The 23183-nt window shown below is 37.5% G+C and carries 19 protein-coding genes and 1 riboswitch; of the genes, 3 read left to right on the top strand and 16 right to left on the bottom strand.

Annotated elements, in window-relative coordinates:
- Positions 1-25 precede the first annotated feature (25 nt).
- From FFS26_RS08450 to FFS26_RS08475, 6 genes are all read right to left on the bottom strand, one after another.
- The gene (locus FFS26_RS08450; RefSeq protein WP_110009944.1) at positions 26-703 is read right to left on the bottom strand and encodes a hypothetical protein; all 678 of its coding nucleotides are present in this window, start codon (positions 701-703) and stop codon (positions 26-28) included.
- Positions 704-775: 72 nt separating this feature from the next.
- Positions 776-1861, bottom strand: coding sequence for a peptide chain release factor 1 (prfA, locus tag FFS26_RS08455; RefSeq protein ID WP_062676053.1), 1086 nt, complete (start codon positions 1859-1861; stop codon positions 776-778).
- Between the two features lie 147 nt (positions 1862-2008).
- A complete protein-coding gene (locus tag FFS26_RS08460) occupies positions 2009-3307 on the bottom strand; it encodes an APC family permease (RefSeq protein ID WP_110009945.1) in 1299 nt (432 codons plus the stop codon).
- A gap of 7 nt (positions 3308-3314) precedes the next feature.
- Positions 3315-5747: a TonB-dependent receptor plug domain-containing protein gene (locus FFS26_RS08465; RefSeq protein WP_137904810.1), complete on the bottom strand. Its 2433-nt coding sequence runs from the start codon at positions 5745-5747 to the stop codon at positions 3315-3317.
- A 93-nt stretch (positions 5748-5840) separates the two neighbouring features.
- Positions 5841-5945: riboswitch (SAM riboswitch) on the bottom strand.
- Between the two features lie 261 nt (positions 5946-6206).
- Entirely contained in the window at positions 6207-9044 is a 2838-nt protein-coding gene (locus tag FFS26_RS08470; RefSeq protein WP_137904811.1) for an alpha-amylase family glycosyl hydrolase, read from the bottom strand.
- A gap of 194 nt (positions 9045-9238) precedes the next feature.
- Positions 9239-11317, bottom strand: coding sequence for a T9SS type A sorting domain-containing protein (locus FFS26_RS08475; RefSeq protein WP_137904812.1), 2079 nt, complete (start codon positions 11315-11317; stop codon positions 9239-9241).
- Positions 11318-11471: 154 nt separating this feature from the next.
- On the opposite strand from FFS26_RS08475, the gene FFS26_RS08480 reads away from it, so the two are divergent.
- Positions 11472-12344: a helix-turn-helix transcriptional regulator gene (locus tag FFS26_RS08480; RefSeq protein ID WP_171006267.1), complete on the top strand. Its 873-nt coding sequence runs from the start codon at positions 11472-11474 to the stop codon at positions 12342-12344.
- Between the two features lie 92 nt (positions 12345-12436).
- On the opposite strand, the gene FFS26_RS08485 is transcribed toward FFS26_RS08480, so the two are convergent.
- Together FFS26_RS08485 and FFS26_RS08490 are read right to left on the bottom strand one after the other, a co-directional pair.
- A complete protein-coding gene (locus FFS26_RS08485; protein WP_171006268.1) occupies positions 12437-12721 on the bottom strand; it encodes a hypothetical protein in 285 nt (94 codons plus the stop codon).
- A gap of 93 nt (positions 12722-12814) precedes the next feature.
- The gene (locus FFS26_RS08490) at positions 12815-14422 is read right to left on the bottom strand and encodes a fumarate hydratase (RefSeq protein WP_137904814.1); all 1608 of its coding nucleotides are present in this window, start codon (positions 14420-14422) and stop codon (positions 12815-12817) included.
- A 171-nt stretch (positions 14423-14593) separates the two neighbouring features.
- Between FFS26_RS08490 and FFS26_RS08495 the strand changes: the two genes are divergently transcribed.
- Both FFS26_RS08495 and fumC read left to right on the top strand, forming a co-directional pair.
- Positions 14594-15043 carry a hypothetical protein gene (locus FFS26_RS08495; RefSeq protein WP_137904815.1) on the top strand — a complete coding sequence of 150 codons (450 nt, stop codon included), beginning with the start codon at positions 14594-14596 and terminating at the stop codon, positions 15041-15043.
- 1 nt (position 15044) lies between these two features.
- The gene (gene fumC / locus FFS26_RS08500) at positions 15045-16439 is read left to right on the top strand and encodes a class II fumarate hydratase (protein WP_137904816.1); all 1395 of its coding nucleotides are present in this window, start codon (positions 15045-15047) and stop codon (positions 16437-16439) included.
- Positions 16440-16514: 75 nt separating this feature from the next.
- Here fumC and FFS26_RS08505 read toward each other — a convergent pair whose 3' ends face one another.
- The 8 genes from FFS26_RS08505 to FFS26_RS22450 form a co-directional block, all read right to left on the bottom strand.
- A complete protein-coding gene (locus tag FFS26_RS08505) occupies positions 16515-17555 on the bottom strand; it encodes an outer membrane beta-barrel protein (RefSeq protein ID WP_137904817.1) in 1041 nt (346 codons plus the stop codon).
- Between the two features lie 30 nt (positions 17556-17585).
- Entirely contained in the window at positions 17586-18197 is a 612-nt protein-coding gene (locus tag FFS26_RS08510) for a hypothetical protein (RefSeq protein ID WP_137904818.1), read from the bottom strand.
- Positions 18184-18744, bottom strand: coding sequence for an RNA polymerase sigma factor (locus tag FFS26_RS08515; protein WP_137904819.1), 561 nt, complete (start codon positions 18742-18744; stop codon positions 18184-18186). The genes FFS26_RS08510 and FFS26_RS08515 overlap by 14 nt, the downstream gene beginning before the upstream one ends.
- Before the next feature lie 122 nt (positions 18745-18866).
- Positions 18867-19805, bottom strand: a complete 939-nt coding sequence (locus FFS26_RS08520) for a Dyp-type peroxidase (protein WP_137904820.1) — start codon at positions 19803-19805, stop codon at positions 18867-18869.
- Positions 19806-19823: 18 nt separating this feature from the next.
- Positions 19824-20540, bottom strand: coding sequence for an ABC transporter ATP-binding protein (locus tag FFS26_RS08525; RefSeq protein WP_137904821.1), 717 nt, complete (start codon positions 20538-20540; stop codon positions 19824-19826).
- A 3-nt stretch (positions 20541-20543) separates the two neighbouring features.
- The gene (locus tag FFS26_RS08530) at positions 20544-22010 is read right to left on the bottom strand and encodes a DUF5687 family protein (protein WP_137904822.1); all 1467 of its coding nucleotides are present in this window, start codon (positions 22008-22010) and stop codon (positions 20544-20546) included.
- Positions 22011-22349: 339 nt separating this feature from the next.
- On the bottom strand, positions 22350-22778 hold the full coding sequence (locus FFS26_RS08535; protein WP_137904823.1) for a hypothetical protein: 429 nt from the start codon (positions 22776-22778) through the stop codon (positions 22350-22352).
- A 39-nt stretch (positions 22779-22817) separates the two neighbouring features.
- On the bottom strand, positions 22818-23183 hold a 366-nt coding region (locus FFS26_RS22450), incomplete at its 5' end, for a hypothetical protein (RefSeq protein WP_171006269.1).

A 23183-nucleotide genomic window follows, 5' to 3' on the forward strand; every position in this document is an offset into this window, starting at 1 on the left:
GGGACTTTCTATATTTTATAATCGGTTATTCATTGGCTCCGAAGCTTTCAAAATAAAAATCGGTAAGGTTGGAAACAATCTCATCCGGGCTTCCGTTCCAGTAATATATTTTGTCTCCTACTTTCATTTCGTAAAGATTAAAACTTTGATCAGCTGTTACCGTTTTATCAGCATTTTTGAAATCCTGAGCTGCCTGAACCAGATATTTTTTCAGTTCTTCTGCTTTTATTTTACTCAGATCGCCTTTTGGTCCGGAAGTTAATTTCGAGGGAACCAGAAAGCTTACGGAATAACTTATTTCTGCAATTTTTTCGTCTTTAACATATTCATTCGGGACCACTTTTACATTTTTAACAGTCAGTTTTCCTTTTTTAAAATTCCCAAACATTGCGATAAAATACTCTTCCGCCTCTTTTTTGCATGCTGAAGCCGTGGCTTTAGGGAAAGCAGCCAGAAAGCTCTCTACGCTGCCATTTATCATTTCTTTTGAAGTTTCCTTAAAATCAACCTGATACGCATTCTGACCTTCTACAGTAGGTCTTAGATAATCGTTAAGTTTGTTCAAAGCTGTTTCATCATTATTCACAAAAGTTCCGAAAAAGAGTTCAAAGGCTTCTTTGGGTTTCTTCACTTCTGTCTGAGCCATCAGCTGCTGTCCCATCACGGAAAGCAACAGCAGGAAAATAATTTTGTAGTTTTTCATAGTTTAAATTGTATTTAGTATGTAAAAAAGCCTCTGAAAAATCAGAGGCTGTATTTTAATTATTTCGATTTTTTAGTAATTTTCTTCTTCCCCTTTCATCTTTTCTGCATTTTCTGCCATGATTACGGCATCAATCATTTCAGAAATATCGCCATTCATGTAAGCATCAAGGTTGTACATAGACTTGTTGATTCTATGGTCTGTAACTCTACCTTGCGGATAATTGTACGTTTTAATTTTTGCAGAACGGTCACCGGTAGAAACCATGGATTTACGCTGTGCTGCGATATCTCCCTGTACTTTCTGTAATTCGATATCGTATAATTTTGTTCTCAGCATTTCCATCGCCAGCTCACGGTTAGCCAGCTGAGAACGAGCCTGCTGACATACGACAACAAGTCCTGAAGGCTTGTGGGTAAGCTGAACTTTCGTTTCAACCTTGTTTACATTCTGACCTCCGGCACCTCCTGAACGGGAAGTCTGCATTTCAATATCTGCAGGATTCAGTTCAAAATCTACTTCTTCAGCTTCCGGAAGAACTGCCACTGTAATGGCAGAAGTGTGTACTCTTCCCTGAGATTCTGTCTCAGGTACACGCTGTACACGGTGAACTCCGGATTCAAACTTCATGATTCCGTAAACACCTTCTCCTTCCACTTTCATGATCAATTCCTTGTATCCTTTCGCTGCTTCGTTAGAATCTGTCACTTCATGTCTCCATCCTTTTGTTTTGAAATACATGGTATACATTCTGTAGATATCTTCCACGAAAATAGCGGCTTCATCACCTCCGGTTCCGGCACGTAGTTCCACGATAACGTTTTTGTCATCTGCAGGATCTTTAGGAATCAGCAATACTTTCAGCTCTTCTTCCAATCCGGGAAGTTTAGCCTGAGCTTCCAGTTTTTCTTCTTTAGCCAGATCTACCAGATCTCTGTCTGAACCATCTGCAATGATTTCTTCAGATTCTGCGATACTGTCCAAAGCGCCTTTGTACTGATCATAAACTCTTACAATTTTTCCCAAATCACTATATTCTTTGTTCAAAGAAGAATATCTTTTTTGGTCTGAAATGACATCAGGCTGTATAATAAGGTCTGCAACCTCATTATATCTTTGTTTTATAGCTTCTAATTTTGGAATTAATGATTTAGACATTGTAGAAATTTTGTGGGTGCAAAGATAAGGATTATTAATTCAAAATTAAAATTCCTCATCATCATAAATTTTTGAGCATTAGGGATAAAGAGTCAAAAAGGTAAAAAAGCTGAATTGTAAAAATGTTTATGATATTGAAATCAGGCTCTAAGATCTTTTAGAAAGTCTTCTGTCTATTATATATAAAACAATTCCTACTGCAATAATTCCTAATCCTATGAGGCTTTCTTTAGGGTTATGAATGAATGTAAAATAGAGAATATAGATACTGAACAGCAGAAAAACAGCCGGAAAAATATGGAAAGCATTCGACTTAAAGATCTTCCTGTCTTTTTTCTTCAGGAAGAAAACCGTCGAGATTGCAAGACTTGCAAAAAGCTGCAGTATAAAAGCTGTATAGACAAAAATTTCTTTAAAGCTACCCGTTAAAATAATAATAGCAGCAATCACAGCATGGGCAAAAATAGCTCTTACCGGAATTCCTTTTGCATTTCCAGCTGATAATGGTTTCCAGATGTGGGTATGTTTTGCAAAAGCCTGTGTCAGTCTTGAGCCAACCCACAAGTATCCGCTTATGGTTGCAATCAGCTGCAGAGCTATAAAAATATTAACAATTTTTCCAAAAGCCGGACCCAACATATTGACTGCTGCTTCGCCCATCACATCTTCTTTTCCTGCCAGCTGATTTGCAGGAGCATGTTTCAGCATAATATAATTCACCAGAATATAACTTACCGTCACAAAAACAGTTCCTATAATCAATGATTTCGGAAGGTTTTTCTGCACATCCTTTATTTCTCCGGCAATATAGGAAGCTGAATTCCAGCCTGTGTAGGAATAGGTAACAAATACCAGAGAGGTAGCAAAGGCAGGAAGCATGATCTCATTCTGCCAGCTGTCACTGAAATTAAGGCTGTTGCCGATCTGGGGTGAATTTGAAATTCCTACTCCAAGAATAACCAGTACAATAATAAAAGCGATCTTAATGAATGTAAAAAAATTGTGAAACCTGCTGGATGTTTTCAGGCTGAATGATAATGCAATTGCTACCAGGAATATCGCGGCTATGGCAAATCCGTTTCCAAAAGAATACTCAAATACAGAAAGATATTTCGACATAGCCAATGCTGCCAGCGCTACGGGAGAGGAAAATCCTATGATGAGCGAAATCCAGCTTATGAGATATCCGAAAATCGGATGATAGGTTTCTTTAAGATAAATAAAATCGCCTCCGTTTCCTTTAAAATGGGAGCCCAATTCTGCGTAGCAAAATGCCCCGAACAAAGCGAGAACCCCTCCGATGCTCCATAGCAGGAAAATACTGTAGGTGTTGGTAATATCGGAAAGCTGAAATCCCAGGGTGGTAAAAATCCCGGTTCCGATCATATTGGAAACGACAATGGCTGCGGCTGTTTTCCAGCCAATCTGATGTGAGGCAGTACTCATTTAATGATTAAAAATTAAAATTAAGCCTTCCGAAGAAATAATTCCCCAGCGTTCCCATCTGTACAGGCGCATATTTGAATACTCCATAATATGAATTTTTATAAATCTGGCGGTCCGGAAAGACATCAAATATATTGTTGGCTCCTACGGTAAAATTGATACTTTTGGTGATATCATACCCAACGCTGATGTCTGTCACTACTTTTGGTGAGAATTCCTGCACGTCTCCAAACGGATAACCATCTCTTATTACCTTACCAAAATAGGTATTTCTTACGAGAAAACTGAATTTTCCGATTCCATAATTTAATCCTAATGAAGCTTTTGTTTTTGGAGACAGTGTTTCAATGATATTGATCTGATCGGGACCAAAAAACTGATCCTGAGGCGTTCCTAAATTTTCAGGAAAATGAAAATCTGTGATTTTTGTTTCCGTATAGTTTCCGGCAAGATTCATATTTAATTTTCCATTCCCAAGAATCCAGTCATAGGAAACCACTACATCTACTCCTTTCGTTTCTGTATCAATAGCATTGGCGAAGAATCTTCCGCTTTCTACCTTAAACTGATCTAATCTTGGGTCTGTAATATTGCTGGTAATCACAATTCTGTCCTTTACTTTGATCCAGTATCCATCTATGGAAATAGTCAACTTATTAAATGGCTTCAGAGTAAATCCAGCACTTGCATTGACAGAAGTTTCCTGTTTGAGTTTATCAAATCCAAGAATTCTGGCAGCTTCACTATCGTTGCTGAATATTCCTTTGGTAACAATCTTTGAACCGGAAGTAGAAATATCCGCATAGGAATTATTAAAATACTGCTGTTGCAATGATGGTGCTCTGAATCCTGTCCCAACAGCGGCTCTTACTGCATAGTTTTTTACAAACTCATACCGTACAGCGAGTTTTCCATTCAAGGTGTTTCCGAAATCTGAATAATTTTCAAACCTGGCAGCGGCATCAATATTCAGTTTTTTATCCAAATCATAGGAAACATCTGCATATACTGCGGTGGAATGTCTGTCTTTCTTCAAGGCATTGTTGGGAGAAAATCCGATAAAGGACTGAGATCCGCCTGCACCAAGCACTGTTGATCCTTCAGTGGCCACATTTCCATTGATATCATATTGGGTATAAGAAGCTTCATCACCAGCTTTGATCTGGTATTGTTCAAACCTGAACTCACCACCGAAAGCAATATTGAAACGGTTTATATTTTTGGAAACATCAAGATTAATGGTATTCTGCAGAAAACTATGGGCGCCTGCATAAAAACTTGTGGGTGATTTTGCTCCCAGAGAAGCATTATTGGTATTGCTTACCTTATAATTGAAGGTATTGCTCCCGAACGTATTACTTAGGTCAAATAGCCAGTTGTTAACATTATATTTTGCACCTACAGCATAGGAAACATCATATACCTGAGACCCAAGAACCGCCTGAAAACCATTCGGATAAATGGATGAAACCACATTAGACTTTTCGCTTGGCAGTCTTCTGAAACCAAAACCTTCTCCTTCTTTAATACTGAAACCTCCGAAAGAATAGAGTTTAAAATGATCATTAAAAGGGTATTCTGAATTGAAAAACAACTGTCCCTGTCTGATCTGGGCATCTCCGATCTGAAAATTAAAATCATCACGGGTCAACCCTCTTTTTTCAATTTCGGCATCATCCGCAGCTCTGGCTGCTTTTACCGCTTCAGCGTCACCTGCAAATTCATACGCAAAATTATCTCCGAAAATATCCAGATCGTGATTTTGAGTTCTTGTGGTTTTTCCTCTGTGGCTTAATTGCAGGGAAAGATTGATATAACCGTCTTTTTTTCCTAATGAAGCACCATAGTTAACTCCTGCCTGGTAAGTATCTCCATCATTTCTTCCACTTAATCCGTAAGTAAGACTTGCTGAAGCTCCGGCATTTTTCTTAAGAATAATGTTGATCACTCCGGCAATAGCATCAGATCCATATTGTGCAGCAGCTCCGTCTCGTAACACTTCTATTCTGTCAATAGCAATTACAGGAATGGTACTCAAATCTGTTCCTACAGAACCATTTCCTACGGTATTCTGATAATTGACCAATGAAGTTGTATGTCTTCTTTTTCCGTTAAGCAATACGAGAACCTGATCAGGGCCCATTCCTCTTAACGTTACGGGATCAATATGCTCTGTGCCGTCAGAAGCAGACTGTCTCACTGCATTAAACGATGGAATCACATAACTAAGGAGGTCCTGAGCAGTCATTTGGGGAGAACTTCTCTGGATTTTGTCAATATTAATTACATCTACAGGAACCGGTGTCTCCAGCTTTGTTCTTTTGACATTACGGTTTCCGACGATGATAATATCTTCGATCTGTTTTCCTTTTTCCTCACTTTCCTGAGCAGCTACCAGAATTGCTCCAAGCAATAGTACAGCTGTGCTTAATTTTTTCATTTTTGTTCTTGCCAATTAATACTACCAATCTGACGGATCTTTCCGCAGATACACAAGACTTCAAGAAATGGAATTCATATAGAGTATTGACTTCAATTATCTCTCCCAAAGGGTTGGAATTAGCACCTTTACACGCTGGAATTGTGCAGGTTGCTAAGGTTTCACCGGGCCAAATCCCTCCACCTTTCTTGATAAATCTACTGCAAAAGTAGACTATTTTTCTGAACTTACAAAAAAAGGCAAATCTGCTGATCCGCAAATTTGCCTTTTATTTTGTATGGAACTTGTTTAAACTTTTTATTTTTGAACCATTAAGATTTAATAAGAATTTAAGAGTATTAAAAGGAGCTTAAAAATCAGAATGATTAACCTTAACTATACTTTATTTCTTAATCCTTCTTAATGGTTTTTTAAGATATTCAATATTTTTTATTAGTCTAGGCAACTTCACCTTTTGTTTTATTTAATAATCATCTTTTGAATGGCTGTTCCTGTCTCTGATTTCAACTGTACCAGATACGTGCCTGCCGGATAATCAACCTTCACATTATAAGTTCCGCTCTCTTTATCGAGTTTGAAAGAATCCATTCTTTTGCCAGTCATATCAAAAATTGAAATTTCCCCATTTTTTGCTTTATTGAAAACGAGGTGAGCGATTCCGTTGCGGACAGGATTATCTGCAATCTGAAGGGATAATTTATTGGCTGCATTGGTATCTACAGTAGACAACGCACCTGCATAATTTCCAAAGATTCTGAATTCTCCAGGCTGTAAAGAGATCGGAGCCGTTGTGGAAACTATATTCGAAATACTGTTATCCATCAGGTTCTGCCATTGACCTGTGTATGGGAAATAAGGCACTACATTCTGTGCGGAAGTCGTGTAATTGGCCAATACGACAACATTCTTTATTCCTGTTGTAATAGAGGCATCATATACATAAATTCTTGTGATCAGACCATTGGGGTCGTTCGTAAGATTGTTGGATTCTATACTATAGGTTTTCGATTTAAAGACCTGATGACTGTTTCTGATGTTGATGATTTTAGCCCATGTATCGTAGACCGCCTTTCTATTCAGATCAGTATCATATCCGAGCGTAAATGCAACAGGTTTCTCATCGGTTCTGCATCCGCTGTCTATCGTACCGTTTGCACATCTGTTGATGCTGAATTCATATCCTAATTCTCCAAACTGCCAGATCATTTTCGGACCAGGGATAGTAAAGAACGTGGCCCCGAATGTTTTCATTCTTTCAAGAGCGGTATTCAGGTTTTTTACATCATAGCTTCCGTTCGCTGCACCGTATGCAAGGTTTTTAAACATCAGTCTTTCTTCATCGTGGCTTTCTCCATAGCCTACGGCACTCATATTGGTAAATCCGTGAAGACTGTGGTTCATTCGGTCGTAATTGCTGTTTTCCTTATATCCCATCGTATTCTGATTGTAAGGATCTGTCTGTTTATTCCAAAGCATAACGCCTTTTCCTTCTGCTATTCTGTAATTCGCCCATTGCTGTTCTTCTGCATCAGTTCCAAGGTGTTCGAAGATCATGTAAGAATTCGGATCGATCGCCCATTGTCTGTCGGCATAATGTTTCATGATATCAACTCTGTCCTGCTGGTAGGCATTGGTACAGGCTTCATCATTTTCGGAACAGCTTTGCGTAAATCCTTTGGTTAAATCCCAGCGGAAACCATCTATGTGATATTCAGTCAGCCATTGCTCAAGACATCTTTCAACGTAATATTGCGTTGAAGGACTTGTGTGGTTAAAATCGTTAAATACATTGTATGAATGTTTCGGAACCTGATTAAAGTAAGGGTTGTTGGCTGCAACATTTCCATAGCCATCACCATCCGGATCAATATTCCAAAGTCTTACCAGAGGTGAACGTCCTGTCGCGTGATTAAATGCGACATCCAGAATGACTGCAATTCCGTTCTGGTGGCATACATCTACAAATTCTTTGAATTTTTCGGGAGTACCGTAGGCTTTGTCCAATGCATAATGGAAAGAAGTATTATATCCCCAGGAAAGATTTCCGTCAAATTCCATGATAGGAAGCAGTTCTATAGCATTGATTTTCAGATTCTTTAAATAGGAAATTTTATTGATCAGTGACTGCCAGTTCTTTTCCTGTGTGAAATCTCTCAATAATAATTCATACACTATAAGATCCTGTTTCGCAGGTCTTTGAAAATTGGTAACCTGCCAGTTATAAGCGGTCTGGCCTGTTTTAAATGTTGACACTTCAAAACCCTGCCCGGCAGGAAATACAGGTAAGTTTGGATAGGTAGAAGCGGAAATCCACGGATCATCATAAGAGGAAAGAATTTGTGGCGAATAGGGATCTGCTACTTTTCTCAAATCGTTTGTTCTGTATTGAAAAGTATAGAGTTGCTGAGGTGTTATTCCATTGAGTTCAATCCAGTATAGATCCGGATTTGTGGTATCTTTTTTCATTAAATAAGTGTCATTCACCGTCCAGTTATTGAAACTTCCTATGACATGAACAAAACTTTTCCCCGGAGCATATAAAGCCAATCCCACCTTGGTAGGATCTGTCGGATGGTAATTGATTCCCTGTCTGATCCAGCTGGGTATTGCCTGGGAAACAACATTTCTCGGAACCTGTACAATGAATGCTGCCGTTTTGGAATTGGTTCCCTGTGTCGCCACAAGTTCCATATTTGCATCCTGGGTAACCGTATAACTGTAAGAATAAGACTGTGAAGGCGTTGTTGTTGAATTGACAACAGTTCCGTTGGCTTTTAGCTGAAATGTAGCATTGGTACTTGCCGTCGCCGTAATGGTAATGGAATTTCCCGCAGGAACTGAAGTAAGGCTGTTCGCCAATGGATTTGTAAGCGTTAAGTTTAAAGTCCCTACGTTTACAAAAATATCGGGTGAAGTCTGGTGCGATCCCGTCTTATCTTTTAATAAAAACCCAAATCTTCCGATTCCTGTTCTTCCATAAAAAGAAGTTGGTGTAAAAGTGAGTGAATAACTGTCTGTTGCTGCATTATAATTCAGCTTATTCAGATCATTGGAATTGTTCCAGCTGCCATTGGTAGGGCAATCCTGGCTATTCTGATAATTGGTGTCAAACGACCATGTCCAGATATAAATGGCGTTGTTGGAAACGCCCCACGCAGACTCATCAATCTGATCCCCGGGAACAGTAAGTGTGATCGCATCTGTTTCGTTGAACGGATCAGGAGAAATTGTATAATTGATCTGTCCGAATACAGCCATGGTAATCAACAGAAAAACAACAGAATAAAACTTTTTCATTTATTATTTTTTATCGAATATAGTATAAATTTTTCTTCATGACCACTATTCCTCTTCAGTATTCATCAAATATTTCTATTTTTTCGGAGAAATAATAATAAAAAAAAGACTCATGAAAATTTCATGAGCCTTCCAATAAAAGTAATTGTAATGAACTAATTTCTTTTGGCGAAATCTTTGGTATTGAGATCCGCTTACTCCTTTATAATCTTTTTAGAAACAGATTGTCCGTTCTTTAACTTTAACTCTACGATGTATAATCCTGAAGGAAGTTCAGTCAAATTGATCTGATGATCCGAGAACTGTACATTCATTCTTTGCCCTACAGCATTGGTAACGTTTACTTTTTCAATTCCTGAATCAGCTTTAACCATAAGCATTCCTTTGGTTGGGTTAGGATACATTCCTATAACAGATTGTTTCAGTTTGATTTCTGAAGTTCCCAAAGAAGAGGTAGGCTTGATGCATCTTACTGATGATCCCTGCCCTCTCATAGCTCCGGCAGATGGATTGGCAATTGTTGAACCTATATACAGATATTTTCCTCCCAGACTTGATGTATCAGAACTCCAGAAATAGCCGCGTTGTCCTACAAAAGTAAAGTTCCCGTCACTGGAGCTTCTGTAGCCTCCTACCGGTAATTTAAGATGACTGTTATAAGCCGTTGTTGGGTTAGAAATACTTTCAGCTCCAATTAAAGTAGTCCACTCCGCCTGAGAAGGCATTTTCCAATCTGCTCCTATTGCTTTACAAGGATCTATACCTGCAGAAGCATTCACATCCGCAGCAGATACTCCTGCCCACGTATCTGAACCTGCAAAACCTGCCCACCATCCTGGAGATCCTGCAACATAACTTCCCGCAGTGGTATTTGTTCCTTCCGGAGTGTTGGGAGATGGTGCCGGTACGATCTGAGAATTTCTAAGCTGGTGGCCATCATCCCATCTTCCCCATTGGAAAAGGTCCCCATAAGAATTTGCATCCGCTACTGATGAAGCCACCTGTGTACTTCCCAGGTTCTGCTGAAGCCATATTTTTCCGTCTGCTCCTCTTACCGTAGTATAAGCAACCTGCTGTCCGCGATACATAAAACTTACACAACCAATATCACCAACATTGTTTCCAGGATCTGTATTGCTGCATGTTTGTGGATTCAGGTTCAGAGAAATTCTTTTCACCTTTGTTGTATTGTCGGAATAAGCCAAAACAAGATAATTTTGTGCCTTATCTATTGCTAAATCATTGTATTTTGCCTCTCCAGCTGAAACAAAATCTCCTCCAAAAGGAACCCAGTTTTGCGAATCGTCTAATTGATAAACGGTATTTCTCAGGAAATTATCATTTTCAAAACGGCTGGCTACCACATATGGCTTTCCTGATTCTGTTACGGCTAAGGCAACATGCTGTACTCTTCCCTCAGAAAAATTGGCATTTCCAACCTGCACCCAGGAGTTTCCGTCAAACTTTCTGACATTCAACTTCCTTCCTCCTCCGGAGTTGGAAACATAAGCAACATAAATTCTGTTTGCTCCATCTAAAGCAATATCAGCATTATACTGCTCTCCTGATGAGGAAGCATCTGCAGCTGTTCCTCCTACCAGAGTCCAGTTTTGTGCTGAGCTGGCATCTGTACTGTTCTGATATACTTTTATCCCTCCGGAAACATTGCAGGTATACACCATATTATTGGTTCCTATTACCATTTCAGCAAATTCAGCACCTCCTGAAAAACCTGCATTTCCTACCTGTTCCCATGCACCTCCGGAATATTTTTTTACTGTTCCGGAACTGTAAGATCCATAAGTGAATATAATATTATCAGAAGATACCACAGAAGCCTGATAATTAACGGAACTGTCTGTAACATTCGGAAGCTGAGACCATAAAGATCCTGTAAACAGACGTACTTCCATTCCGGACCCAGGATAACCAAGTTGATTGGTATAATAAATACTGTTTCCGTTCGGACTTATAGACAATGAGTTGTAAGTGGCAGTTCCTGTAGTAACTCCGGGCGTTCCTCCTAGGTAAGACCATGAGTTTCCGTTAAATTTCTGAACAGAGCCTTTAGCTACTGAAACATCATAATAGGACAGATAATAGTTTCCTGAGTTATCAATAACAAGATTATTAAAACTGCTTCCTCCTGCAGATACATCCTGAATGCCTCCTACATTTTCCCATTGCTGGGCATATATATAGCTTCCAGCAACGGTTAGCAATGCTAATCCTGTTCTGATTTTCCGTATTGCAAAATGTAAATCTTTAAACATATGAAATATTATTTTTAATTATTCTAAATTTAATTTAATTTTGCGCAAAAGTACCTCACATTATCTACCCCGAGTTATCATTTTCGAACTTTTGGTTATCCCGCGGAGGACTTTTATCTTAAGAAGTTGTACCATGGCTGTAAAAATGTGTTGTATGAGGCGTCAATTAAAAAGTGGACATTTGTTCATATCCGAGGACATCAAAATCATCATGCAGGAAGACCTGTGTCCTGATCAATCCTTCAAGTCTCATATGCTGGAGGGGAAATCAAGTTTTAATTTGATTTTCATGTTGAGTGATGGCATTAATTTAGAAGGTCATGATTGCGGAACCCAGTTTTTATTCAAAAAAAATCAATACATCCTCCATTATTCTCCTAAAGAAAGTGTTGCTGAACTGTGGACAGAAAACCACGAAATTCTGAGGTATTTCCAGATTCAGATCAATTATCAATATATTTTTAACCTCATCAATCCCGAGCTTAGTCGTGAAAATGCTGAAATTCTGGAAAATATGATTCATAATAATTTCATTTTCCTTCATAAAGAAACGCCGCCGGACATGACGGTTGAGATGCATATGATTGTAAAAGAGATTTTGGATTATAATAAGAAAGGAATCATGCAGAAGTTATTTATAGAAGCAAAGATTATCAAACTTCTTATCCTGATCTTTGAGCAATTTAATGAGAAAAACATTTTCGAAGACACTCCAAAAACGCCTGAAATGATCAGGAAATTCATTGATGAAAATTACCATAGAAATATAAAAGCAGAGGAAATTGGAAAATATTTTGGACTGAACCAGAATACTGTCAGAAAGGAATTCAAAACGCAGTATCATACAACGATTGCTCATTATATATCAGAGCTCAGGATGCTGAAAGCAAAGAAAATGATTACCAATAAAGAAATTATGATCAAAGAAATTGCTATTGAGTGCGGTTATGAGTATCTCCAGAACTTTACGAGGGCATTTAAAAAGAAATTTGGGGTATCTCCGGAGAGTCTGAGAAATAATAAATAGAAAAACCGCTTAATTGCTTAAGCGGTCTATATATGTTGTTTTGCTTTGATATTACTTTTTCAGAATTCAGGTGAAAAAGCAATGACAATCAATTAATGATGATGTCCGTGATCGTGAAGGAAAGGTCCGTTTCCTTTCGGCTCGTTATAGATAACTTCTACACCTTCCTGCTCAGTAATAAGCTTTCTTCTGATATCTTCAGGGTCGAAAGGCTTTACTTTTCCGAAATACTCTTTCAAACCTTCAGTTAGCCACATTGGGATTACTAATCCGAAGAACATAAAAATACACCAGAATCCTACTAGGAACATAGTAATGAAGAATATAGTCCAAAGGAACTGGTAGAACGGCCAAAATGCTGATAATATCGTTATCATTCTCTTAAAGATTTTAGGCAAAAATAGAACTTTTTTCCTTTTTACACAAAAGATCAGCGTTCTATTTTGTTATTTATTTTAATTTTAAACTAATTAGTGAGCAAGATTTGCAAAGAAATCATTGCCCTTATCATCGGAAATGATGAATGCAGGGAAGTCTTTTACTTCAATTTTTCTTACGGCTTCCATTCCTAATTCCGGGAAGTCGACTACATCTACAGACACAATATTGTCTTTCGCAAGAATAGCAGCCGGCCCTCCGATAGATCCAAGATAGAAACCTCCGTATTTATGACATGCATTGGTAACATCCTTACTTCTGTTTCCTTTTGCCAGCATGATCATACTTCCGCCATGGCTTTGGAACTCGTCTACATAAACGTCCATTCTTCCGGCAGTAGTAGGTCCGAAACTTCCTGAAGCCATTCCTTCCGGAGTTTTTGCAGGTCCTGCGTAATAGATCGGGTGATTTTTGAAATAGTCCGGCATTGGCTTCCCGCTGTCGATAATTTCTTTGATTTTTGCGTGAGCAATATCTCTTGCAACGATTAATGTTCCGTTCAGTTTTAATCTTGTTTTGATCGGATATTTGGAAAGTTCAGCAAGAATTTCCGGCATTGGCTTGTTCAGATTAATCTCAACAGCTTCTTCCAGATGTGGAGGCGTATCAGGTAAGAATCTTTTCGGATCCTGTTCCAATTGCTCAAGGAAAATTCCTTCTTTGGTAATTTTTCCTTTGATATTTCTGTCTGCAGAACAGGAAACGCCCATTCCAACAGGACAAGATGCCGCGTGTCTCGGAAGTCTGATCACTCTTACATCGTGAGTAAGGTATTTTCCTCCAAACTGAGCTCCGATGGCACTTTCCTGGCAGATTTTCTGAACTTTAGCTTCCCATTCAAGGTCTCTGAATGCCTGTCCGGCTTCATTTCCTTCTGTCGGAAGATGATCATAATATTTTGCTGAGGCTTTTTTAACGGCTGCAAGATTGGCTTCAGCTGAAGTTCCTCCGATGACCAATGCTAAGTGGTATGGCGGACATGCAGCGGTACCAAGGTCTGAAATTTTTTCTTTGATGAATTCTTCAAGAGATTTTTCGTTCAGTAAAGATTTCGTTTTTTGATATAAGAATGTTTTATTGGCGGAACCTCCTCCTTTCGTTAAGAATAAAAATTCGTAATAATCTCCTTTTTTAGCATAGATATCAATCTGTGCAGGAAGGTTGGATCCGGAATTCTTCTCATCAAACATCGTTAAAGGAACGACCTGAGAATATCTTAAGTTCCTTTTCTGATAGGTATTGTAAATTCCTTTGCTCAGGTATTCGCCATCATCTACTCCTGTATATACATTTTCTCCCTTCTTTCCCATTACAATCGCAGTACCTGTATCCTGACATGAAGGAAGAGCTCCTTCTGCAGCTACTGCAGCATTCTGTAAAAGGTTGTAAGCAACGAATCTGTCATTATCTGTAGCTTCAGGATCATCAATAATTCTTCTAAGGCTTTCCAGGTGTGAAGAACGAAGCATGAAAGAAACATCTGCCATGGCTTCTTCTGCCAATAACTCCAGTCCCTTCGGATCTATTGTTAAAATTTCTCTGTCACCCAGCTTTTCAACCTTTACATAATCTGATGTAAGTTTTTTGTACACCGTATCATCTTTCTGAATAGGATACGGATCCTGATATCTAAAATCCATTCAATTTTTGTTTGTACAAAAATACGCCTCCTTTAAAAAAATATGAGTAAAATCAGTCATTTAAATTGATATTTATAATGATTATAAATTGGAGGTTTCTGAGTTTATAAGTACCTTTATAGAAAGTTATTATAACGGCAAAAAGATTTCAAATTTGCATAATTCAGTTTAATGAAGAATATATTAATCATTTTTTTATGTTTCATAATGTATGGTAACAGTTTCGGTCAGTCTGAAAGTAGAATGCAACTTTCGGGAACTTGGACCGGAAAAGCTGAGGGCCATCCCATTAAGTTTGAGATTTTGGAAAAAGACCCCAATTCTATTACTTTTTCGTTTATCAATTTTCAAAATGAAAGGTTTACCATTCTAAAATCTGATGTAACAACTAATGAAAAAAATGAGTTTATTATTTCTATCAAAGAGGCTAAATTTTCTTCACAACGCTACGAAGATTGCATATTTTCCACAGGAACTTTAACTCTATCTGATGTCTTGCAGAACAGCATGAAAATAAATTTAAAATCAGTTGGCCCTACATGTTTTATAAGCTATGACGTACTAGTCAATATGAATGACATAAAGGATCTCACTTTAACAAAAGAAAAATCAAATAAATAATATGAATTACAGAATAGAAAAAGACACCATGGGAGAAGTGCAGGTACCTGCAGATAAACTTTGGGGTGCACAGACGGAACGTTCCAGAAATAATTTCAAAATAGGACCTGAGGGTTCAATGCCGCATGAAATCATTGAAGCTTTTGCTTATCTGAAGAAGGCTGCCGCTTATGCCAATACTGATCTGGGAGTACTTCCTGTGGAAAAAAGAGATATGATCGCGAAAGTATGTGATGAAATTTTGGAGGGAAAATTGAATGATCAGTTTCCATTAGTGATCTGGCAGACGGGTTCCGGAACCCAGTCGAACATGAATGTCAATGAAGTAATTTCAAACAGAGCACACGTCAATAATGGCGGAACATTGGGAGAAAAATCTGAAATCCACCCGAATGATGATGTGAATAAGTCTCAGTCATCCAACGATACCTATCCCACTGCCATGCACATTGCTGCATATACCAAAGTGGTGGAAGTAACCATTCCGGCTGTTGAGAAACTAAAAAATACGTTGTCTGAGAAATCAAAAGCCTTTAAAGATGTGGTAAAGATCGGGAGAACCCATCTCATGGATGCCACTCCACTTACTCTTGGACAGGAATTTTCAGGTTATGTTGCCCAGCTGGAATTCGGATTGAGAGCTTTAAAAAATACCCTACCTCATCTTTCTGAACTGGCATTGGGAGGAACTGCTGTAGGAACAGGTTTGAATACGCCTAAAGGCTATGATGTAAAAGTAGCAGAATATATTGCTCAGTTTACAAAACACCCTTTTGTTACTGCTGAAAATAAATTTGAAGCCCTTGCTGCACATGATGCGATTGTAGAATCTCACGGAGCGTTAAAGCAGCTGGCTGTATCATTATACAAAATTGCTCAGGATGTTAGACTGATGGCATCAGGGCCACGCTCGGGAATTGGGGAAATTCATATTCCTGAGAATGAGCCGGGATCTTCTATTATGCCGGGGAAAGTAAATCCTACTCAGAATGAGGCAATGACGATGGTTTGTGCTCAGGTTTTAGGAAATGATACCACCATTTCATTTGCCGGAACTCAGGGGAATTATGAACTGAATGTTTTCAAACCGGTAATGGCATACAACTTCTTACAATCTGCCCAATTGATTGCCGATGCATGTATTTCTTTCAATGATCACTGCGCAATAGGTATTGAGCCGAATCATGAGAGAATTAAGGAGCTTGTAGACAAATCTTTAATGCTGGTGACCGCTTTAAACACCCATATCGGGTATGAAAATGCTGCCAAGATTGCCAAGACAGCCCATAAAAACGGAACCACACTAAAAGAAGAAGCCATCAATCTTGGTTTGTTAACTGCTGAACAGTTTGACGAATGGGTAAAACCTGAAGATATGGTTGGAAGCTTAAAATAATGATTTTATAACTGATACTATGTAAAAACTCCGGGAAAGGTTCCCGGAGTTTTTCATTTGCTATCAAAATACTATTTAATCTAATCCTATGGTTAAGCCGAATATCAGTGCTTTATCATTTTTGAAATAACCGTCTTTAAAGAAGTTGCTGAAATCTTTTTTAACAAAGAGACTGAAACTGTTATAAGAAACAGTAAGCTGTGCTCCGTAGACGAAAGGATTCACCTGATAATTTCCCCTGTCTCTCATTTCGCCATCATTTCCTTTTACAATATTGTTGGTAGACATTCTTACGCCACCATATACATTGGCTCCAATTTTAAATCCTGTGTAATAACTTCTGTACTGAACATCCATTCCACCATTTTTAAGTTTGGAAAAATTATACTGCATACCAAGAGGAACAATAATATATCCTGTTCTCAGTTTACTTTTATCAAGACTGCCACCATATTGAGACAGAGCTACTCCCTGATCTGCACTTTTGGTAAAGAACATATTATTATCTGTCCTCACCGTTCTCCACGAAAATCCCAGTCCTGAAGTAACAGCCCACGGGCTTGTTCTGCTAAGCTGGTAATTCAGTTTCAGGCCGAATTCCAGATTATTGGCATATCCTATATTTTTATCCAGTTCATTATCCGGAGAACTGTTTGTCAAAGTCATGATTCCGTATGAGAAATATCCGGTAAAGCTTCTGATAGGACGAAATTTTTTCAGCAATTTTTCTTTAAGCTCTTCTTTGGAAGTCACATCAGTATTCAGGAGAGAATATCTTACCTGCTTCTGAATCACATCATCCAGATCAAATCCCAGTTCTTCAATTCTTTTGTCCATTTTTTCAGAATAGCGGTCTGCGATCTTAGCTTTTTCTCTGTCAAAATCTGCTTTATCCAGGTTTTTTGCCTGCAGAACCAACAGTTCTTCTTCCATCAGCTTTTTCTCTTCCTGAATAATGGTATTGATTTTTGCTGCATATTCTTCTACTTTCTCTTTTACAATCGGGCTTACCTCTGTATCTTTTTTAGAAGAAAGGTTAATATTGAAGGTCTTCTGTGCATAGAATGATGCGGAAAAAGAGCACAACAATCCCATTACGATTAATTTCTTGATCATATTATTAATTTTTAAATTTTTACGGATACGTTATCTGGCATTCAGATCGATAGTAGTTGCCACGTTACTTCCATCTTTTGTTTTTTCGATGACATCTTTATGTTCTACTGAAAAAAGAAGTGTGGATGGGTCTACATATTTCTTCTTTTTAACCGGAGTTTTTAAAGAATCGGCTTTTGCCATGAGCTGAGGATGAGTAAGCTGTGGAATTTCCTGTTTTTTCAAAGGAAGGTTTTTTTTGGGAATCAGTGGAGTCTGTGCAATTGCCACCGCAGAAATCCCTTCTGCTTTATCGGAGGGTGATGTTTGATTCTCTACTTTCTTTTCATTGTTCTGAGCTGTCAGAGAAATATCATTGTGAATAGAATCAGTTACTATTTTATCAGAAGAAGTTTTTTCTGCAGTCTTCACCATGACAGGTTCAATCTCTGAAGGCTGATTGAGAAAAAACAGAACAGTACCTAAACCGAAGGTCAACATTAAACATGCTGCCACTAAAAACCAGTTCATTTTTGATTTGGAACCGCGATTATTGTTATTATGAAACTCAATTTCAGACCAGAGATCACGGGAAGGAGCAATCTCTCTTTCCTCCATCTGTTTTTTGATCTGGTATTCAATAGTATCTTTAGACGTTTTCATTTTTCACTTTTTTTTGTTGTTGAAAGTAAATATTTCTTAACTTTTCTTTTGCTCTGAACAACTGTGTTTTGCTCACTGCCACTGAAATCTGTAAAGTATCCGCAATTTCCTGATGAGAATATCCTTCCAGTACATACAGGTTAAAAACCATTCGGTAAGCATCAGGCAGCTGATCTAACAGATCCTGCGCATTAAAATCACAATCAATCTCCGGCTCGTGGATGTCTTCATGAAAAGATGGGTTAATCTCGTCCAGATAGAAAACGGTTTTATGACTTTTGATAAAGTTCAGGCATTCATTCACCACAATTCTTCTTGCCCAGCTATCCAGATTCGATTCTCCTCTGAAGCTTTCTATGTGTTTAAAAATTTTACAGAATGCTTTGATAAGACAATCTTCTGCCTGATACAGATCGCTCACATAGCTTTTGCTGACACTCAGGAATTTCCTGACATTCTGCTCATAGAAAATCTTCTGCGCAGCCGGATCCTGTTTCTTCAGGAGGCTCAACAAATCATTCTTTTTATTTCCGAACAAGAGTTTCATGTTTATGCTGTTTCTATACTAAAGACAATCAAAACAAAAGAAGGTTACAATTTTTGAAAAAAATTTTTATTTGTATTTTTTAATTAAAGAAAAAGCCGCCCTGAAATGAGGCAGCTTGCATTTTATCCTGAAAATTCATCAAGCATATTTCTGGTAGGAACAAAGAAAAGCGTTCCTGTAACTGCTGTGCTGAAATCTAAAATTCTGTCATAATTTCCCGGAGGATCACCGATAAACATATTGGTCAACATCTTTTTTGTTGTGGTAAATGTACTTGAATAGGCAATAAAATAAGTTCCGAACTCATTGGTAGAGGGATTGCCGAAAGGCATATTATCTCTGACTATTTTCAATTCTTCACCATTTTCGCCCTCGATATTGGCTAAAGCAATATGTGAATTTGAAGGCTTTACCGCATCAGACATTTCAATATCATTCTCTTTTGATCTTCCGATTACTTTTTCCTGCTCTTCTGTAGATAAGCCTTTCCAGGCATCCATATTGTGAAGGTATTTCTGAACAAAAAGATAGCTTCCTCCTTTATACTGAAGGTCTTCATCTCCTATCTTTCCAAAATAATCACGGTCATCACCATGCGGATTTTCCGTTCCGTCTACAAAACCAAGAATGGAGCGTGCATCCCAGTATTTGAATCCATGAACCTCCAGAATACTTTCGGCCACTGAGCTTAATAACCGGGAGATCTCGACAGCCATATCAAAAATCAGGCTTTTATTATCTGCTCTCAGATGAAAATGAAGGTCTCCGGGAGTAGAAACAGCCGTAAGTTTCGTTCCTTTTATTTCTTCAAAATTGACTAATTCTTTTGGCGGCGGCGTTGGAAGTTCCAGTTTTTTCCATGCTTCTGCACCAATTCCCATGACACAGCTTGCCCTGCTGTCCGGGAAACGGTTAAACACTGAATTATTAAGATTTAAAACCAAAGCACATAGTTCCTGAAAAACTTCTTTCAGCTCAGGGCTGTCATTAAGTTTCCAGACCATGAAAATAGTATTGCTGTTGGGATAATCTGTTACATTCTGTGATTCTATCGTATTCATACCTGTTTTTTTGTGGTATTAAATATCCGAAACTGAAACCTGATCTGCAAAATATTGTTCCAGATCTTTCAAGGTTTCCGGATTGGTCTGAATATCTTTTACCAACACCCCTTTGTTCACAACCACAATTCTGTTGCAAACTTCTGTAGTATGGGAAAGATCATGGCTGGAAATAAGAAAAGTAACACCATCCTGTTTTGATAACTCCTTGATCAGGTTTTTAAGCTTGATCTGGGTAGACGGATCGAGGTTGGCAAAAGGTTCATCAAGAATAATAATCTCAGGATTCCCAATAATGGCTCCTACAATTCCTACTTTTTTCTGATTTCCCTTTGAAAGATCACGGATATATTTTCCTGATTTCAGGATTTCTCCATTGAAAAAATCGTGGAAAGGCTTAAGGAATTCGTCTACAGAAGCTTTGTTCTGGCCTCTCAGCTCTCCGATAAAGTAAAAATATTCTTCAGGCGTAAGATAGCCGATGAGAAAGGTATCATCTACAAATGCTGATACTTTATTTTTCCAGGCTTCAGATTCGTTAACCTTAATTCCGTCAATGCTTACAAATCCTGTCGTAGCCTGAATCAGATCCAGCATAAGGCTGAAAAGCGTTGTTTTTCCTGCTCCGTTATTTCCTACAAGGCCAAATGTTTCCCCGTTGGGAATTTCAAGATTTTCGATATTAAGAACCGTTGCTTTTCCGTATGTTTTGGATAGATTATGTATATTGATCATGGCTTAACTTATATTTTTAAATGCATCCAGTGTGCTGTATTTTTCTTTTTTGTAAAGTTTTACAATAATATCAAAGATCTTCTCCCTCAGGAAAAATCCTATAATTCCGATAATTGCAATACTGATTACTCCTCCGGTAATTCCCCACAAATATTTTGTTAAAGCAAATACACCCATCGGAAGTAACATTTTAGGAATCAGCAGAAACATGGCGATCATATTGAAGCTCCCTTTCTGTCCCAATCGTTTCTCTTTTGAATTCAGGTCGATCTGAGTTTTATTGAAAGCTCCGGACCACAAGGTAAATTGAGAATTCACACCGATATTATATAAACCTGCGGCAAAAAATGTAACATAAACTTCCCAGCCAAAATAGGCATAACAAACCGCTATAATCACAGAAACTCCAGTCACAATATTCATCAGCCACCATTTTGCTTTCAGATATTCTTTGTAAGGAACGTTCAGGGTCATCATCAACGGATAGTATGAACTATCAAAAGCGGGAACTCTCTGTCCAAAAAGAAACTGGAAACCTCCTGTTACAAAAAGTCCCATAAACATCATCATTGCCGGTGTTTTGTACATTGAAGAAGTAAACATCAGCAATCCGTAGAACAGAAACATAAAGCTGCCCAGTAAAATTCCTTTGGGTACTTTATTGCGTCTCAACATTTTAATATCATTATTGATAAATGTCCCGATAACACCGTATTTATTCAGGAAGGCAATATTTTCTGTTTTCCCTACTGTTTTTTTCGCTTCAAGCCCCTGATCCAGATAGAACTCCTGACGCAGGTAACGGAAACATATCCACCACAGTATCACGAACAAAGCAACAGGTACCAGTACAAAGTATGGCTTTTCATAGAAACTAAAGAAAACCGATTCGGAATAGGATAAAACCGGAACAATATTGTAATATTCCAACGCTCCTATGCCCAGAAAGCATATTCCGATAATCACCGCCAGGGTTTCTTTACCGTTGAAAAAAATGTTGATAAAATTATTCAGGTACAATAGTGAAATCACTCCAATCAGCCACAACATTATTCCCCAAATACTATATCCATTGAATACGGCAATCAGTGAAAAGGTAATAAAGAACAGAGAGCTCAGCCAGCTGAATGCTGAAAGAAAAGTTTTGGCCAGCATATAATTGACCAGGGTATTCTTCCGGATATTCATCGTAAGGAATGGCTTCATGTTCTGTGTGGGGATTTCCTGCCAGAGATATTTGAGAACAAGATCAATAATCCAGGCTACGATCATGAATTTTGAAACCACCTGTAAAGGATTCTGATGCATTTCCTCCTGAATGTAGAAAAAGGCAATAAATGCTCCGCCCACAAGACATCCGATAAAGTAGAGAATTCCTATGAAACGGAGAATTTTCATGGTCAGATTGATCCCTAAAGATGTACCACGGAAAAAGCTTTTTATTTCAAGCCTAAGGAACTTTAGAAACATATATTAGTTTTTTACATTAGTCAATATAATGTAAAAAATGTTACAGATTTATTTGTTTTGTTTTTGTTTATGGCGTACACAAGCCCAACAGGATTAGTTTTCCTTCTGACAAAAATCTTCACCAACACATTTGGAACATGAATAGCTTTTTACATTCATAAAGAACTGTTTTTATAAAAATAGAAAGAGCAACCGTTATAGTTACTCTTTCTCTGAATATTTTAATTGAGATTTCCTTTTGTAACGTTCATGGATATTGCGTGCCAATATGTCTGAAACATTACCGTGGTTTTTCTGTTTTACTCACGGATACGAGCAATATACTTGCGCCAACGGGGGTTAAGTTTTGAAATATTGCTCTAAATATTTAATATCCTCAGGGTTATTAAGATTACAGTCAACTATAATTACATTTTTATTTACTAATTCATTTAAATGTTGAAAGATCTTTTTCAAATTATCAATCAAAAACTCAAATGATATCATATGGAAACCAACATTGCTAATAACGATATTATCTTTTTTTCCATCGATTAATAATTTTAGTAAAATTATATGTAATTTACCTAAGGTATCATCTACTCTAATTTCAATACCTGTTAATTGCTTAAATAAATTAATTAATTTAACTCTCTCATTCTTCCTAATTTCATCGTAAAAATAACTAATTTTTAGAGCATTATCATAGACAAAATTAATGAAAACATAATCATTCATATCCTTTAAGGTTTGTAACTCCTTTGAATTAATTATAGATACTCTGTTCATTATCTTGTGGGTTTCACAGGAAATGTATATACTTTTTCATTACCTTCTTTGCCTAAATACAAATGCATTATCATCATTGTTTTCTAACTTATTTACATACCAAGTTTCAAAATCATTTAATTTCAAGAGATCAACTTTTTCTATAATATTAAGGTTTTTTGATTCATTTTGTACAAAAACGAATATTTTTTCATGTATTTTCGCAATATTTATTAACTCTTTAAGGATTAACTTTATATTTTCAAAAGATATTCCCATTGTCCCAATTATAAAAATATTACGGCTTTCAATCTCATTGATAATTGCATAAACTAACTGATTAAATACATCAATAATTTCTTGAGGTTTAATAAATTCTAAATTGTATTTTTTAATTAATTTTTTGTATTTCTCAATAGATAAATC

It is taken from the genome of Chryseobacterium sp. 2VB, from assembly GCF_005503635.1.
Lineage (GTDB): Bacteria > Bacteroidota > Bacteroidia > Flavobacteriales > Weeksellaceae > Chryseobacterium > Chryseobacterium cupriresistens.